General features: G+C 74.2%; 13 protein-coding genes and 1 rRNA gene. 3 read left to right on the top strand and 11 right to left on the bottom strand.

Going from position 1 to position 15,544, the window contains the following annotated elements; translation table 11 throughout:
• Positions 1 to 12: 12 nt before the first annotated feature.
• Entirely contained in the window at positions 13 to 1,353 is a 1,341-nt protein-coding gene (gabT, locus tag AB0O82_RS26880) for a 4-aminobutyrate--2-oxoglutarate transaminase (RefSeq protein WP_363586509.1), read from the top strand.
• A gap of 490 nt (positions 1,354 to 1,843) precedes the next feature.
• The gene (locus AB0O82_RS26875; protein WP_363586508.1) at positions 1,844 to 2,512 is read left to right on the top strand and encodes a phosphatase PAP2 family protein; all 669 of its coding nucleotides are present in this window, start codon (positions 1,844 to 1,846) and stop codon (positions 2,510 to 2,512) included.
• Here the strand turns inward: AB0O82_RS26875 and AB0O82_RS26870 are convergent.
• Positions 2,485 to 2,817, bottom strand: a complete 333-nt coding sequence (locus AB0O82_RS26870) for a DUF2218 domain-containing protein (RefSeq protein ID WP_363586507.1) — start codon at positions 2,815 to 2,817, stop codon at positions 2,485 to 2,487. The two genes, AB0O82_RS26875 and AB0O82_RS26870, sit on opposite strands and share 28 nt — an antisense overlap.
• Positions 2,818 to 2,984: 167 nt before the next feature.
• Here AB0O82_RS26870 and AB0O82_RS26865 point away from each other — a divergent pair, with 167 nt between their 5' ends.
• Entirely contained in the window at positions 2,985 to 3,617 is a 633-nt protein-coding gene (locus tag AB0O82_RS26865) for a MarR family transcriptional regulator (protein WP_363586506.1), read from the top strand.
• A gap of 79 nt (positions 3,618 to 3,696) precedes the next feature.
• Here AB0O82_RS26865 and AB0O82_RS26860 read toward each other — a convergent pair whose 3' ends face one another.
• From AB0O82_RS26860 to rrf, 10 genes are all read right to left on the bottom strand, one after another.
• Positions 3,697 to 4,425 (bottom strand): ZIP family metal transporter, encoded by a 729-nt coding sequence (locus tag AB0O82_RS26860; protein ID WP_363586539.1) that lies wholly within the window; start codon positions 4,423 to 4,425, stop codon positions 3,697 to 3,699.
• Between the two features lie 328 nt (positions 4,426 to 4,753).
• A complete protein-coding gene (locus AB0O82_RS26855; RefSeq protein WP_363586505.1) occupies positions 4,754 to 6,469 on the bottom strand; it encodes a restriction endonuclease in 1,716 nt (571 codons plus the stop codon).
• Between the two features lie 114 nt (positions 6,470 to 6,583).
• On the bottom strand, positions 6,584 to 8,491 hold the full coding sequence (locus AB0O82_RS26850) for a hypothetical protein (RefSeq protein WP_363586504.1): 1,908 nt from the start codon (positions 8,489 to 8,491) through the stop codon (positions 6,584 to 6,586).
• A gap of 270 nt (positions 8,492 to 8,761) precedes the next feature.
• A complete protein-coding gene (locus tag AB0O82_RS26845; protein ID WP_363586503.1) occupies positions 8,762 to 9,076 on the bottom strand; it encodes a cupin domain-containing protein in 315 nt (104 codons plus the stop codon).
• Between the two features lie 124 nt (positions 9,077 to 9,200).
• Positions 9,201 to 9,857 carry a YigZ family protein gene (locus tag AB0O82_RS26840; protein ID WP_363586502.1) on the bottom strand — a complete coding sequence of 219 codons (657 nt, stop codon included), beginning with the start codon at positions 9,855 to 9,857 and terminating at the stop codon, positions 9,201 to 9,203.
• 165 nt (positions 9,858 to 10,022) lie between these two features.
• On the bottom strand, positions 10,023 to 11,312 hold the full coding sequence (locus AB0O82_RS26835; protein ID WP_363586501.1) for an aldolase/citrate lyase family protein: 1,290 nt from the start codon (positions 11,310 to 11,312) through the stop codon (positions 10,023 to 10,025).
• Positions 11,313 to 11,449: 137 nt separating this feature from the next.
• Positions 11,450 to 13,027, bottom strand: a complete 1,578-nt coding sequence (locus tag AB0O82_RS26830; RefSeq protein WP_363586500.1) for a DUF2637 domain-containing protein — start codon at positions 13,025 to 13,027, stop codon at positions 11,450 to 11,452.
• A gap of 201 nt (positions 13,028 to 13,228) precedes the next feature.
• On the bottom strand, positions 13,229 to 13,894 hold the full coding sequence (locus tag AB0O82_RS26825; RefSeq protein ID WP_063347646.1) for a response regulator transcription factor: 666 nt from the start codon (positions 13,892 to 13,894) through the stop codon (positions 13,229 to 13,231).
• Entirely contained in the window at positions 13,846 to 15,255 is a 1,410-nt protein-coding gene (locus AB0O82_RS26820) for a histidine kinase (RefSeq protein ID WP_363586499.1), read from the bottom strand. The genes AB0O82_RS26825 and AB0O82_RS26820 overlap by 49 nt, the downstream gene beginning before the upstream one ends.
• A gap of 202 nt (positions 15,256 to 15,457) precedes the next feature.
• A 5S ribosomal RNA gene (rrf, locus tag AB0O82_RS26815) occupies positions 15,458 to 15,544 on the bottom strand; the annotation flags it as partial.

The raw sequence follows: 15,544 nt of genomic DNA, 5'->3' as shown, positions 1-15,544 counted from the left end.
CTGGAGAACACCATGAGCGCCGCAACGCCGCTCCCGCAGGAGCGCCGCCTGGTCACCGCGATCCCCGGTCCGAAGTCGCAGGAGCTGCAGGCCCGCAAGCTGGGTGCGGTGGCGGCCGGTGTCGGCACCACCCTGCCGGTGTACGTGTCCCGTGCCAACGGCGGCGTGCTGGAGGACGTGGACGGCAACTCGCTGATCGACTTCGGCTCCGGCATCGCCGTGACGAACGTCGGCAACAGCGCCGAGGCCGTGGTGGCGAAGGCGAGCGAGCAGCTGGCCGCCTTCACCCACACCTGTTTCATGGTGACCCCGTACGAGGGTTACGTGGCGGTCGCCGAGCAGCTGAACGAGCTGACCCCGGGTGACCACGACAAGCGCACCGCGCTGTTCAACTCGGGCGCCGAGGCGGTCGAGAACGCGGTGAAGGTGGCCCGCGCCTACACCAAGCGCACCGCCGTCGTGGTGTTCGACCACGGCTACCACGGCCGTACGAACCTGACCATGGGCCTGACGGCGAAGAACATGCCGTACAAGCAGGGCTTCGGCCCGTTCGCCCCGGAGATCTACCGGGTGCCGGTGGCCTACCCGTACCGCTGGCTGACGGGTGCGGAGAACTGCGCCGCCGAGGCCGCCGCGCAGGCGATCGAGGTCATCAACAAGCAGATCGGCGCCGAGAACGTCGCCGCGATCATCATCGAGCCGATCCAGGGCGAGGGCGGCTTCATCGAGCCGGCCAAGGGCTTCCTGCCGGCGATCGTGGAGTACGCGAAGGCGAACGGCATCGTGTTCGTCGCGGACGAGATCCAGACCGGTTTCTGCCGTACCGGCCAGTGGTTCGCCTGTGAGGACGAGGGCATCGTCCCGGACCTGATCACCACCGCGAAGGGCATCGCCGGCGGTCTGCCGCTGGCGGCGGTGACCGGTCGCGCCGAGATCATGGACGCCGCGCACGCGGGCGGTCTGGGCGGCACCTACGGCGGCAACCCGGTGGCCTGTGCGGCCGCGCTGGGCGCCATCGAGACGATGAAGGAGCAGGACCTCAACGGCAAGGCGCAGCGGATCGGCGAGATCATGCTGGGCCGCCTGCGGGCGATGCAGGAGAAGTTCGACATCATCGGCGAGGTCCGCGGCCGCGGCGCGATGATCGCCGTCGAGCTGGTGAAGCCGGGCGGCAAGGAGCCGAACGCGGAGGCCACCGCGGCCATCGCGAAGGCCTGCCACGCCGAGGGCCTGGTGGTGCTGACCGCCGGCACCTACGGCAACGTGCTGCGCTTCCTGCCGCCGCTGGTCATCGCGGAGCACCTCCTGGCCGAGGGCCTGGACATCCTGGAGGGCGCTTTCGCCGCCGTCTGAGCGGTGTCGCCCGTCAGGTCGTGAACCCCCTCCGGAGGGTTGTCCGGACAGCGCTGAACGGCCCGTGGGGACCTCTGGTCCTCGCGGGCCGTTCGGTTGTCACCGGCCGGTCGGACGGACCCGCCGCCCGGTCGGGCCAGGTCGTCGGGGCTCCCGGAGGGCCGCCCGGAGCGGGGTGAAGATGATGTGGGGAATCGCTGAAGGCGCTCGGCGCGGAAAGGCTGTTGACGTAGTGTCATCGCAGATGGACAGCGAGCCGCAGCCATGGGCGGAGCCGCCTGCGGGGTCGCCCCCGACGGCGGGTCCGCATGCGTGCCGCGAGGACGACCAGGCCGCCCCGGGAGGGGTGGCACCCACCGAAGACCGATCGACCGACCGTCCGACCCACACCCCCCGGGGCGCACGGAACGGCGATCATCAGAGCCGCCCCGGAGCTCTCCCCCCTGCTCCGGGGCGGCTGTCCGGCGTTCCGGGCCGGGTGGCCCGCTCGGTGGCCGTGCCGCTGACGGCGGCGGTCGTCCTGCTGCTGGTGTCGTGGCAGGTGGCGGTGGACGGCCCGCTGCTCGGATGGGACCGCGCGGTCCGCGGAGCCGTCCGGACCGCCCACCGGGACCACCCCAGCGCACTGCTGGACCAACTGGGCCGGATCCTGTCCGACCTGGGCGACAGCGTGCCCGCGATCCCGGTGCTGCTGGCGGCCGGCGTGCTGGCCGCGTGGCGGTGGCGCCGGACGGGGGCGGCGGGGTGCTGGTGGCTGCCGCTGCCGGTGGCGGCGCTGACCGCCGGACTGATCCCGCTGCTGGTGGTGCCGGCCAAGGCCGCGTTCGCCCGGCCGGGCCCGCTCGGTGATCCGCTGACGCCGGAACAGTGGGGCTGGTACCCGTCCGGGCACACCGCCACCGCGTCGCTCTCGTACGGGGTGGCGGCGCTGCTGCTGGTGCGGGTGGCGGGACCGTGGGCGGCACGCCTGCTGACGGCGGCCGCGGTGCTGCTGGCGGTGGGCGTCGGCGCGGGGCTGGTGTGGAGCGACTTCCACTGGCTGCTGGACGTGGTGGCCAGCTGGTGCCTGGCCGCCCTGGTGCTGTGGGGGCTGGCCCGGCGACTGCCCCGGCCGGGCGGCGGGGGCAGCGGTCAGGCCTCGGGGTCGTCGTTGCGGTGAACGAGGCCGGTCTCGCCGTTGTCGCGGTGCCATTCGATGACGAGTTCGTCGCGGGCGCCGAAGCGGACGAGGTGGCGGCCGACGACGTCCTCCAGGCCGGGCAGGTTCTCCCGCTCGCCCTCGACGGTGAGCAGCAGCGCGTCGGGCCGGGCTTCCAGGGTGGCGGTGCCGGCGCCGAAGACCAGGGTGCCGCGGCCGGTCTCCTCGGAGAAGGTGGCCTCGATCTTGCGGCCCATGTGGGCGGCGAGCTGCTTGGCGTAGCGGACGGGGCGGTCGGTGGTGACGCGGGCTTCGGAGCGGGGCACGGGCCCTCCAGGATCCGGGGAGGGAACTTAGGGTCCCCTCAGTTGGGGCTACGCTAACCCAGATACTGAGCCAAGCTCAACATTTTTCTCCGGGCGCCGTCCGCTGTCGGCCACCGGCCCCGGACCGGCCGATACCCTGGGGCGGACGCCTGCCGAGGAGACCGCCGATGACCACCACACCGACCGACCCGGCGGACCCCTCCCCCGGCCCGCCCGGCGCCCCTGCCGAGGCGGCCGCCTCGGACACCGCAGGCTCGGGCACCACGGCTTCGGACACCACCGCCTCAGACACCACCGCCTCAGACGCCACCGCCTCGGACACCGCCGCCGAGCTGGCCGACACGATGACCAGGGCGATCAAGCGGATCCGTCGGCAGACCGGGCGGCAGTTGGAGCCGTACGGCATCACCCCCGGCCAGGCCCGGGCGCTGAACACCCTGGCCCACGCGCCCGGCTGCGAGCTGCCGGACCACCCGATGCGGCTGAGCGACCTGGCCGAGCGGCTGCACATCGCCCCGCGCTCGGCGACCACCGTGGTCGACGCGCTGGAGGAGGCCGGCCTGGTCGAGCGCAGGCCCGACCCGGCCGACCGGCGGGCGGTCCGGATCCTGCTGACCGAGGCGGGCCGCGCAGCGGTCGAACGGATCGGGCAGGTCCGGCACGAGGTGGCCCAGGAGTACTTCGGCGAGGTCAGTCCCGACGAGCAGGAAGTGCTGCTACGAGTGCTGCGCGCCGCCGAGGCCCGCTTCCTCGCAGCCGGTCCACCACCGCGGACGGCGCCCCCGGGCGCGGCGCGGTGATGCGGGAGCGGTCGGCGGCGCCGGGCGGTCCGCCGCGTCAGGCCCCGTCCCGTCCTGCCCTGGCCCTGCCGAGCCAGGCCTAGTTGGCGAGGCCGATCACCAGCCACATGAACCCCACCCCGGCGACGGTGCAGAGCAGGGTGCTGCGGGAGGGGTGCGGGCTGTGTGCCTCCGGGAGGATGTCGGAGGTGGCCAGGTAGAGCAGGAACCCGGAGAAGAAGCCGAGGTAGAGGCCGAGCAGGTGCTCGGGGATGGTGAAGGCCAGGGTGATCGCGGCGCCGGACACCGGGGCCAGCGCGTCCGCCGCGAGCAGCGCCAGCGCCCGCCGCCGGTTGTTCCCGTAGAGCCGGGTGATCGTGTACGTGTTGAAGCCGTCGGCGAAGTCGTGGGCGACGACGGCGATGGCGACGACCGTTCCGACCGTGGTGCCGGCCTGGAAGGCGGCGCCGATCGCGAAGCCGTCCATCACGCTGTGCCCGACCAGGGCCAGCGCGGCGGTCAGGCCGACGCCCTGGCGCCCGGCGTGGTGGGCGTGCGCGTGCTGGTGGCCGTGGGTGTGCTCGGCGTACTCGCTCTCGTGGCCGCGGTGGATGGCGACCGCGCGTTCGACCACGTGGATGGTGAGGAAGCCGACCGCGAACATCAGCAGCGCCTGCGGCACGCCGTGTACCTCGTCCGGTGCCTGGCGCATGGCCTCGGGCAGCAGGTCGAAGGCGACCACGCCGAGCATGAGGCCGGCGGCGAAGCCGAGCACGAGGTGGCGGCGGTCACCGGTTCGCTGGGCGACGAAGCCGCCGATCAGGGTCATCAGGAACGCCCCGGCGGCGACCAGGACGGCGGTCACCGGGCCGCCTCCGGGTGGGTCGATCCGCCGTGCGGGCGCCGGCGGGTGCCGCCGTGTGGTCTGCCGGGCGCTCTGCCCATTCCTCTCCCCCTGGGGTCCGCCCGTGGCCGGGCCGACCGCCGACCGTATCGGACGACCGTTCGACGGTGATCGCCCGGGGTGCCGCTGCTCCGCCGGTGCCCGTTCCCCAGCCTCGGGTCGGGTGCGGGGGCTCGCCCGCCGGGCGGTCCGTCGGGGTGAGCTGCGAAGACGGGGAAGGGGACGAGGGTGGGGGCGGGGACCGGAGGTGGGGTCAGCGGCCGGCGGCGAGGGGCAGGCCGAGGTGGGTGCGGGCGAGTTCGCTCACGCCGTCGCCGTCGACCAGGTGGATGTGCCGGTGGCTCTCCTCGCCGGTGAGGTCGAGGGCCTCGTCGGCGAAGCGGCCGGTGGTCAGCCGCAGGCCGCGCTCGGCGGACTCCTCCTGAACGGCCTCGGCCAGGGTGGCGATCTCCTCCGCGCTGACCGGCGTGGCGCCCCGGGAGGCCCAGACCACCCAGCGGCCGGGCAGAGCGCTGCCCGGGGCCCCCTCGCCGGTGGCGACCAGTCCGGCCGGGCCGCGCAGCCGCACGCTCCACTCGGCGAGCCCGCCGCGGGTGAGCAGGTCGCGCACCAGCTGGGCGAACTCGTTCGCGGACAGATCGGGTGCGGCCGGTACGGCGGCACCCGCCTGCGCGGCGGGCTGCACGCCCACGCGGCCGTACGGGTCCGGGGTGACGGCGGCGCCGAGCTGGCGCAGCCGGACGAGCGCCTCGTCCTGCTCGGCGTCGGCGTAGACGCCTTCGTCGTCGCGCTCCTCGTACGGGGTGGCGGGCGGCAGCAGCCGGGTGCGGGCCAGTGCGTCGCGGTCGGCGTCCACGCTGACCAGGCAGAGCGGCTCGGCGGCGCCGGGCTCGCGCAGCCAGCCGTTGAGCACGACGCCCGCGAGTATCTCGTCGGTGTCGACGGCGTCGGCGGCCTGGAGGGCGCGCAGGGCGAGCCGGGCGACCAGGCGCAGATAGTCGGTGGCCCGGTCCGCCGGCGGGCGCGGGACCGGGACGATGTCGCCGTCCGGGGCGAGCCGGTAGCCGGTGAGCGAGGGCACCAGGTCGAGCGGCGGCAGGTCGAGGTCCAGCACGGCGGTGCGGGTGAGCGGGCGGAAGACCGCCCGGCAGGGGGCGGGCAGGTCCTGGGTGGCGGTCTCGGCGGCGGCGAGCGCCCGCTCCAGCAGAGACTCCACGGCGGCCGGCTCGGACAGCCGGTAGGCCCGCCGGCACTCCTCCAGGCTCTCGTTGTATTCCCGCACGGCGCGGGCCCGGGCCTCCTCGGCCGCCTCGTGGACGCGCCGGGACTCGTCGGCGGCTGGGTTGCCGGCCTCGGCCCGGCGGGTGCGCCACTCGCGCAGGGAACGCTGGTGGGCCAGCCGGGCCTGGGCGAGTTCGCGCTGGTAGCCGGAGTCGAGCAGGCGGCGGGCCGGGGCGCCGTCGGGGTCGGCGGTGGCCGGCCCGGCGGGCGCGAAGTCCGCCCAGCGGGGCTCGGCCTCACTGCCGGTCTCCGGCCCGTCGGCCGGGTAGGGGCGGGGCTCGTAGTGGCGCAGCTGGCTCTCGAAGTCCATGGCCGAGACGGGCAGTGCGGCCCGCCGGAGCAGGTCGGCCAGCCGGTCGTGCTCGGCCTGGACGGTGAGCGTGCGGTGGTGGGTCAGGGCGGCGGCCCGGCCGTGGGCGGCGATGGACTCCTCGGGCTCGGCCGGGCCGCCGCCGGACGCCGCACCACCGGACGTGCCGTCATCGGACACGTCACCACCGGACGCACCGTCATCGGGCATGACGTCACCGGACGTACCGGGGGCGGCCGGGCCGGGGCCAGCGGCGTCCGGGTCCAGGCCCTGCCCCTGGTCGGTGTTGAGCTCTCTGAAGACCGAGGCGAGGAAGCCCGGCCGGGGGAACTGGACGGTGGCGGTGCCGTCGGGCTGGCCGTCTGCTGAGTGCTGCATCGGTCGTCGTTCCCCCATGCTCGTCCGGCGCCTGCCCGGGGCGGCCGGCGACCCTGCGGCCCGCCCCTGCCGGACATTGTCCACCGAACGGGCGGCAGTGGTCAGCCCAGCCTCTCAGTTGGTCCGGGTGTTGGTCAGGTGCAGGCCGATGTAGCCGACATAGATCCGGCCACTGCCCGAGCAGTCGTCGAGGTAGTGCAGCCGGGGCGCGGTACGGCCGCCGCCGATCCGCAGGTGTGCGCCCATGAAGGCGCGCCGGGAGGCGTCCACGCTCTCCGGGACGGGCAGCATCCGTTCGCGCTTCCACTTGGTGTGACTGAACACCGTCCGGGACTCCCCGCGCACCGCCTTGCGGGGCGGGAAGTGGTGGCAGCCCTCCGGGGTGTGCTCGCACCACTGTTTGAAGTCGCCGCCGGCCGCGCCGCGGACCGCCGCCTCGGCGTACTCCTGAAGGGCGGTCAGCCCGTCCCAGGCGAGCCGGGCCCAGCCTGCGCCGGAGCACCGGAGCCCGTCCAGGGCGAGCGCGTTCTTCTGGTCACCGGTGAAGGTCAGCAGCGGGAACTCGTCGATCCTGGCCATGAGTTCGGTGAAGGTCTCCGGCTTCGCGGGCCGGGCGGACGGCTTGGCGGCGAAGTGCCCGGCGGCGCCCTGGAGGATGCAGTGGCGCCCGGTGAGGGCGCGGGAGCCGGCCCGTACGTGGCCGTCCCGGCTGTCCCGACCGTCGTGGCGCTCGCGGAGCTCCGGACGGTCGCGGCCCTCATGACCCTCGCGGCCGTCCTGCTTGTCCCGGTTCTCCCGACCCACGCGGTTGTCCCGGCGCTCGTGGCGCAGGGTGCGCCGGACCCGCTCCAGCTCGTCGGCCCTGGCCTGCTGCTCGGCCCGGTCCTGCTGCTCCTCCCGGACCAGCGCGGCCAGCTCGGCGCGGGCGACGGCCGGGTCCCCAGCCGGGCTGACGGCCGCGCGGGGAGGCGCCGGGGCGACCCGCAGCACCGGGACGGCCGCCAGCGGGGGCGGCAGCGGCAGGTCGGCGGCGAGCCGGCGCGGCTCGCGGGCGAGCAGCCCGGCCGCACGGCGGATGTCCTGCTCTATTCGCCCCCGGGCGAGCACCGGGTGCCGGGCGCCGTCGCACCGGGAGGCGGGGTCGACCTCGGGCAGGTAGGTGCGCACCGCTCCGCCGTAGACGCTGTGGTACTCCAGCGCGACGTTGAACCCCGTCCGGGCGCCCGGGTCCAGGACGTAGGCGGTGGCCAGGCCGGGCAGCTGGTGGCAGAGCGGGCGGACGACGTCCTCGACCCAGCGGTCGAGCGGGAGGTTCACCGGGACGCTGGCGACCACGACGGGCAGCCGGCGCTCCGGGTCGCAGAGCTCGTCGATCAGGCCGTCGACCTCGCCGGCGGTGATCACCCGGGGAGCCGGGTGGACGGCGGCCGGGCCGTCGGTGGCGTCGAGCAGCGGCAGGAGGGTGCGGGCGAGTTCGGGCACCGGCACCCGGCAGGGGGTCCGCACGCCGTTGCCGGTGCTGTGCGTCTCGGCCTCCAGCCGGACCCAGGTGGGGCCGTCGGCCCCGGTGGCCACGGTCAGGGTGAGCTGCTGGGTGCCGTGCGGGGTCGGGGTGCGCAGGCGTCGGCGGTCGTAGCGGCCGGCGGCCGGGCCGCCGCGCAGCGGGCCCCGGTCTCGGTCGAGCAGGACGCGGTCGCCCAGGCGCAGTCGCTCGGCGGCGGGGGCCGATCGGGACTGCGCCGGTCCGGACGTCGTCAGTCCAGGGGGCGTCAGTTCGGGCGGTTCCGGTCGGCTTGGAGCCGTCCCCGTCGAGGCCGATCCGGCCGGGGGCGGCCCGGTGAGGGCGCGGGGAGCCGGCGGGGGCTCCTCGCAGCCTTCCTGTTTCAGCCAGGCGGCGAGCTGCTCGTCAGCCAGGGCGACGGCCTCGCGGTGCGGGAGGGTGGTGGTGACGGTCATCCGGTAGGGCGTCGCGGGGCCGGTCAGGTCGGCGCCGGCGGGCGACGAAAAGCGGTCTGAGGTCATGCGCATACCTCCGTGGTGCGGGGTGGGGTCTGGTGTCCTCCATCGATGGGTTATTCGTCCGGTTCGGCCGGATCCTTGCCCAGGAAACGCCACGGCCCGGAGCGGAAGTTCCAACTCCGGGCCACGTCAATACGTTCGGGTGAATCTGCTCAAGCCGCGCACCGCGTGGCGCGGCTCCCGGTCCGACCCGCCCTCATCGCCGGGCGGCGGGCGACAGGCGACGGGCGACGAGCGACAGCACCGGAGCGGCCCTGCTCGGACATCGGCGGGTCAGGCCTCGGCGGGCCGGGCACCGCTGCGACTCCACTCGGGCTCCGCGACCGGCACCGCCAACGCGCAACCGGCCGGGGCGGCGTAGCTCGCGATCAGCACCACGGGCTCGTCCCCGAGGTTGCGCCCCACGTGGACGTGGACCGGTCCGGCCTCCTCGACCAGCGAGTCCCCGGCCCGGCTGACCTCGACCCGGCCGTCGTGCAGGGTCCGGGTCAGCGTCCCGGACAGCACCACCACGTCCACCCGGCCCGGGTGGTAGTGCCAGCCGGTGCTGGCCCCCGGCGGCAGGGTGACGGTCTGGACGACGGGCATCTCGGGGCGGCTTCCTGCTCGACGACCGGACCAGGCTAGGCACGCCCCGCAAGGCTCCGAAACGGATCGGCCGCGATCTGGCCGAATAGGTGGCCGAAAGCGCCGCCGCCCGTCTGCTCCGGCATCAGACCGGCACCTCGACGTACGTCCGGCCGGCCGGGACCGCGACGGCGGTACCGCCGGTCGCCTCGGCCAGCCAGGCGTGGAAGGCCGGCACCTCCGGCTGCGGTACGCCCACCTCGATCCGCACCCCGGCCGGTTCGTAGGCCAGGTCGCTGACCGTGTACCCGGCCGCCCGCAGGTCGTTCTCCACCCGCCCCGCGCGCACGTGGTCGGCCGTCACCGCGAGCAGCGCCACCGGCCGCCGCTCCAGCAGACCGACCTCGTCCACCGCCTCGGACACCGCGTTCCCGTACGCCCGCACCAGGCCGCCCGCGCCGAGCTTGATGCCGCCGAAGTACCTGGTCACCACGGCGGCGGTGTCGGTCAGGCCGCGTCGGCGCAGCACCTCCAGCATCGGCACCCCGGCGGTGCCGCCGGGCTCGCCGTCGTCGCTGGAACGCTCGCGGCGCTGCTCGTCGCCGACCACGAAGGCGGTGCAGTTGTGCCGCGCGTCCCAGTACTGCTTGCGGATGCCGGCGATGAAGGCCTGCGCCTCCTCCTCGTCGGCGACCCGGGCGAGGTGGCAGATGAACCGGGACTTCTTGATCTCGGTCTCGTGACTGCCGGCCCGCCGGATGGTGAGGTACGGCCTGGCGGTCGGTTCCGGCGTGGCGGACATGACGCGGTGGTTCTCCCGGAAACGGCGACGGCTGGCGGCGCACACCCCGGGCGTCCCGGGGCGGCACCGCCAGCTTAGGGCGTGTCTTGTGGGTCAGGTCGGTCCCGGCCTGACCCACAAGACACGCCACAGGCCCTGGCCGGGCTTCGTCGGCCGGTCGCGGGGTCAGCGCCCGGCCAGGGCGTCCAACCGGGCGCGGTCCAGGCCGGTCAGCGCGGTGACCTCGGCCGGGTCGACGGCGCCGCAGTCCAGGCCGCGCAGCAGGTAGCCGCTGAGCGCCCGGGCGGTGGCCGGCTCGTCCATCACGTCGCCACCCGCCTTGGCGACGTACGCGGCCAGCCGGGCGGCGGCGGCCGCCAGGCCCTCGCGGTAGAAGGAGTACACCGCGACGTAGCGGGTCGGCAGGTGCGCCGGGTGCATGTCCCAGCCCTGGTGGTAGGCGCGGGCCAGCGAGCGGCGGACCAGGTCGTGGTGGAGCTTCCAGGCGACGTGCACCTGTTCGGTGGAGCCGGTCGGGATGACGTTGGTCGAGCCGTCGGAGAGCCGGACGCCGGTGCCGGCCGCGGCCACCTGCATGACCGCCTTCGCGTGGTCGGCGACCGGGTGGTCCATGCTCTGGTGGGCCGCGCTGACGCCGCAGGAGGCGCTGTAGTCGAAGGTGCCGTAGTGCAGCCCGGTGGCGCGGCCCTCGGCCGCCTCGATCATCCGGGCCACGGTGGCCCGGCCGTCCGGGCCGAGGATGGCCTGGGTGGTCTCGATCTGGATCTCGAAGCCGATCCGGCCGGCGGGCAGCCCGGCACGGCGCTCGAAGTCCTCCAGCAGCCGGACCAGCGCGGTGACCTGCTCGGCGTAGGTCACCTTGGGCAGGGTGAGGACCAGGCCGTCCGGCAGGCCGCCGCCGGCCAGCAGGGTGGCCAGGAACAGTTCCAGGGTGCGGATGCCGCGGTCGCGGACGGCCGCCTCCATGCACTTGATCCGGATGCCGAGGTACGGCGGTGCGGTGCCCTCGGCCACGGCGGCGGCGACCAGTTCGGCGGCGCGGACGGCGGCGGCGTCCTCCTCGGCGTCCGGGCGGGGTCCGTAGCCGTCCTCGAAGTCGATCCGCAGGTCCTCGACCGGCTCGCGCTCCAGCTTGGCGCGGACCCGGGCGTGCACGTCGGCGAGCAGTTCGTCGTCGGCCACGCCGAGGGCACGGGCCAGCTCGGCGGGGGTGCCGGCGTGGGTGTCGAAGGCCTCCAGGGCCTGGCGGCCCCACTCCCTTACGGTGTCGACGGCGAAGGCGTCGGCCGGGACGTAGACGGTGTGCACCGGCTGCCTGGTCCCGGTGTCGCCGGGGTAGCGGCGCGCCAGGTCGGCGTCGACCGGGGCGAGCAGCGCCTCCACGGCGGCGCGGGCGGCGGCGGAGAAGGAGGCCCCGCCCGTCGGTCCGTTACCGTCGACCTCGACCTGCGACATCCGCACTCCTCCACGCCGGACCAGCACTTCAACAGTTTGTTGAGGCGAAGGTAGCTCCGGTCGGACCGGGCGTCAATGGCCGACCGAGCGGTGGGCGGAGGAGCATTCGACGGAGCGTCCGGCCGAGGCGGCCCGGGTCAGTCCCTCCCGGCGGCGGCGTAGCGGTCGCGCAGCTGCGGGTAGAGCTCGGCGACGTCCTTGGGGTGGACCGAGCCGTCCGGGCGGTTGCCGGTGACGCCGTACTGCTTGGTCAGCCACTCGGCGAGGCGCTGTGGGTCGGGCTGGTGCTCGTGGTTGTCCATGTAGCTGACCAGGGCGTCATAGGCCAGGTCCGGATCCAGCCGGGACGGAGCCGAGCGGGGCGCGGACTCCTCGTCGTGGACGGGGAACTGCTCGGCCGCGACGAACTCCTCGCCGTGGACGGGCTGCCCGGCCTGAGCGGGCTGCCCGGCCGGGACGGGCTGCCCGGGGTGGCGGGGCTGCGGCTCGGCGGCGAGCCCCGCCGCCTGAGCGACCTGGGCCTGGGGCTGCTGCGGGAGGACCGGCTCCTCGGCGACCGGGCGCGGGGGCTTGAACCACGGCGAGGCCTGGCCGGGCACCCGCCCGCCGGGGGCGGCGTCGGACGGGTGGCCCGTGGTGCGCACCGGGCGCTCGGTCCACACGTTCAGCTCCTCGCGGTGCGGCTGCGGGGCCTCCTGCGCCACTCCGTCCGGCTCCTGCGCGGCGCGCAGCCGGACGGCCGCCAGCTTCGCCAGCATCGGCGCGGCCACCTCGGCGGACATCGGCGCGACGGCGACCGGAGCCGGGGCCGGTTCGGGCTGGGGTTGGGTCTGGGCCTGGGGTTGGACCTGCTGTATCTGCTGCGGCTGCTGGACCGGCTCCGGGCGGGCCGAAGCGGGAGCCGGGGCGGCGGCGACGGGAGCCGCGGGCGCGGCGGCCTCGGCCTGGGCGATGGCCGTGGCGGCGCGGCCGTCCTGCCGCTGGAGCTCCAGCGCCTCCTTCTCCGCCAGAACCTCCCGAGCCTCGCGCTCGCGCGCCTCCTCGTCCAGACGGTCGAACAGCGTCGGGTCCAGCGGTACCCCGTACTTGGCCAGCTTGAGCGGCAGCAGGGCCTGGATCGGCGCCGAGCGGCGCCAGCCGCGGCCGTACCGGAAGCGCAGCTGCGCCCGGTAGACCAGGCGGTTCTGCTCCAGCCGGACGACCTCGTCGTAGGAGCGCAGCTCCCAGAGCTTCATCCGGCGCCAGAGCTTGAAGGTCGGCACCGGGGAGAGCAGCCAGCGCATCACCCGGACCGAGTCCATGTGCCGGTCGGCCGTGATCGCCGCGATTCGGCCGACCGCGTGCCGGGAGGCCTCGACCACGACCACGAAGAGCACCGGGATGACGGCGTGCATCCCCATGCCAAGTGGATCGCCCCAGGAGGCGGCCGCGTTGAAGGCGATGGTGGCGACGGTCAGCACCCAGGCGGTCTGCCGCAGCATCGGGAAGGGAATCCGCAGCCAGGTCAGTACCAGGTCGAGCGAGAGGAGCACGACGATGCCGGCGTCGACGCCGATCGGAAAGGCGTAGGAGAAGGCCCCGAAGCCCTTCTCCTGGGCCAGTTCGCGCACCGCGTTGTACGAGCCCGCGAAGCCGATGCCCGAAATGATGCAGGCGCCGGCCGCGACCAGGCCGAGCAGGCCCCGATGGGCCTTGGTGAGCGTTGGGCGTGCCATTACGTCTATCAACCCCTGGATGTCGGCTGCTGCCGTACGCTGCCTCGGCTGCCGGTTCCCGCTTGTCGGGGCGCCGGACGGCTGAGCGACCTCCGGGCTCGGCCCACCGGAGTTTACTCGTACACCTGTTTCAGCGTTTCCGCAGCCTGGCGTGTCACCGTCCGGGGCTGACGACCGGCCCGCCGTGGACCGGGCGGATCGTCAGCCCTTCGGCCCGGCCGTTCCGTTGAGGTAGGTCAGCACCGCGAGCACCCGGCGGTTGGCGTCCTCGGCCGGGGCCAGTTCGAGCTTGGTGAAGATGTTGGCGATGTGCTTGGCCACCGCGCCGTCGCTGACCGCCAGGCGGGCGGCGATCGCCGAGTTGGAGCAGCCCTCGGCCATCAGCTCCAGTACCTCGCGCTCGCGCGGGGACAGCCGCAGCAACGGGCCGGGCCGACGCGAGGTGATCTGCATCAGCTTCGCGATCACGTCCGGGTCCATCGCCGTTCCGCCGGCCGCCACCCGGCGGACCGCGTCGATGAACTGGTCGGCGTTGAACACCCGGTCCTTCAGCAGGTATCCGATCCCGCCGGTGCCGTCGGCCAGCAGTTCCCGCGCGTACAGCTGCTGGACGTGCTGCGACAGCACCAGCACCGGCAGGCCCTGGATCTCCTTGCGGGCCTTCAGCGCCGCCTGCAGCCCCTCGTCGGTGAGCGTCGGGGGCAGCCGGACGTCGACCACGGCCACGTCCGGCCGGTGGGTCAGCAACGCCTCCAGCAGTTCGGGGCCCGTCTCCACGGCCGCGGCGATGGTGAAACCGTGCGCTTCCAGCAGTCGGATCAGGCCTTCGCGAAGGAGGTAGAGGTCCTCGGCGAGGACAACTCGCACGGCAGCTCCAAGGTGATGGTGGTCGGACCGCCCGACGTGCTGTCGATGGCGAGGACACCGTCGAAGGTACCCAATCGCCGCTCGATCCCGCGCAGGCCGGTGCCCCGGGACGGATCCGCCACGCCCACCCCGTCGTCCGTCACCGTGATCCGCAGGAGCCCGGCCCGGTACAGGATGTCCACCCACACCTGCTCCGCCCCGGAGTGCTTGGCCGCATTGGCCAGCAGCTCGCAGATGCTGAAGTAGGCCGCCGCCTCCACCGGCGCCGGTGGACGGTCCGGCAGGCTCACGCACACCTCGGTCGGCAGGGCGCTGTCCAGCGCCAAGGCGCGCACGGCGTCGCCCAGTCCACGCTCGGCGAGCACCGGTGGGTGAATGCCGCGAACGAGGTCCCGCAGTTCCTGGAGCGCCCGGGCCGAGGACTGCCGCGCCTCGGAGAGCAACTCCCGAGCTGCTGCCTGATCGGTGTCCATCAGGTGCTCGATCGTGCCCAGCGTCATCCCTATCGCAACCAGTCGCGCCTGCGCGCCGTCGTGCAGGTCCCGCTCGATCCGCCGCAGCTCCGCCGCCTGGTCGCCGACCGCGTCCGCCCTGGTCTCGGTCAGCTCGGCCACCCGCCTGGTCAGCTGGGCGTGCGTCGCCCGGCCGTCCTGGTCCAGTACCCGGCGGGCCACCTCGGCGTACCCGCGCACCGCGTACGGCGCCACGAGCACCCCGACCGCAACCATGCCGAGCCCGAGCGCGGCGCTCAGCAGGACCGACACCAGGCGTGCGGGCACCGGCCCGAACCCGTCCACAGGCAGCGGCGTCAGGATGCAGGCCACGCCCAGCACCATCAGAATGGCCACCGGACCCGCCAGCGCCACCACCAGGACGGGGCTGATGGCCAGCCAGGCCACCTCCGACCGGGTGGTCCGGTCCCGGGCGCCCCAGTGCAGCAGTTGCGCGTACTTCGCGACCGTCCGGGAACGGTGGTACGAGTAGCCCGTCCACCAATGCCCACGTTCGTCCAGCTCCAACGCGGGCCGGGGCTGGTACACGGCCGGCAGGCGGATGCCGTACCAGCGCTCCAGCTGCTGGCGCGTCCGGCTCGCCGTCCGGCGCACGAACAGGACCGCCACCAGGGCGCCGGCGACGGCCGCCACCGCGAGGCCGAACAGGACCACCGGGTAGTAGGAATCCTGGAAGACCGAGGCCGTGACCCCACCTGCCGCCACCGCCGCTCCCACCGGCAGCACCAGCCCCGGCACCGCGCCCACCACCAGGAGGGCCAGCCGCACCAGCCCCTGGCCGCCCGACGCGACGGCCGCCTCGGCCTGCGCGCGCACGGTCACGCCGCTCGTTCGACTCGCTGTTGCCACGGAAACTCCTGATGCCGGTCTCGATCGTCCTCCACAAGTGTTCACGAACGACCCGCTCCAGGCACTGGCCATGCCACCCCAATTGCGAGGTGGTCCTAGCACCACCTGCGGGTGGACATAGCCCGAGCGGATTGTTGAGATTATCCGGAAATGCAAAGAACCCCCATCCGGTTTCCCGGATGGGGGTTCTCTGTGAATGATTGTTCGGCGGCGTCCTACTCTCCCACAGGGTCCCCCCTGCAGTACCATCGGCGCTGTAAGGCTTAGCTTCCGGGTTCGGAATGTAACC

Source organism: Kitasatospora sp. NPDC088264, assembly GCF_040685715.1.
Taxonomy (GTDB): domain Bacteria; phylum Actinomycetota; class Actinomycetes; order Streptomycetales; family Streptomycetaceae; genus Kitasatospora.
Note: the sequence above shows the minus strand (reverse complement) of the source record. Positions and strands in the feature narration are given on the sequence as shown.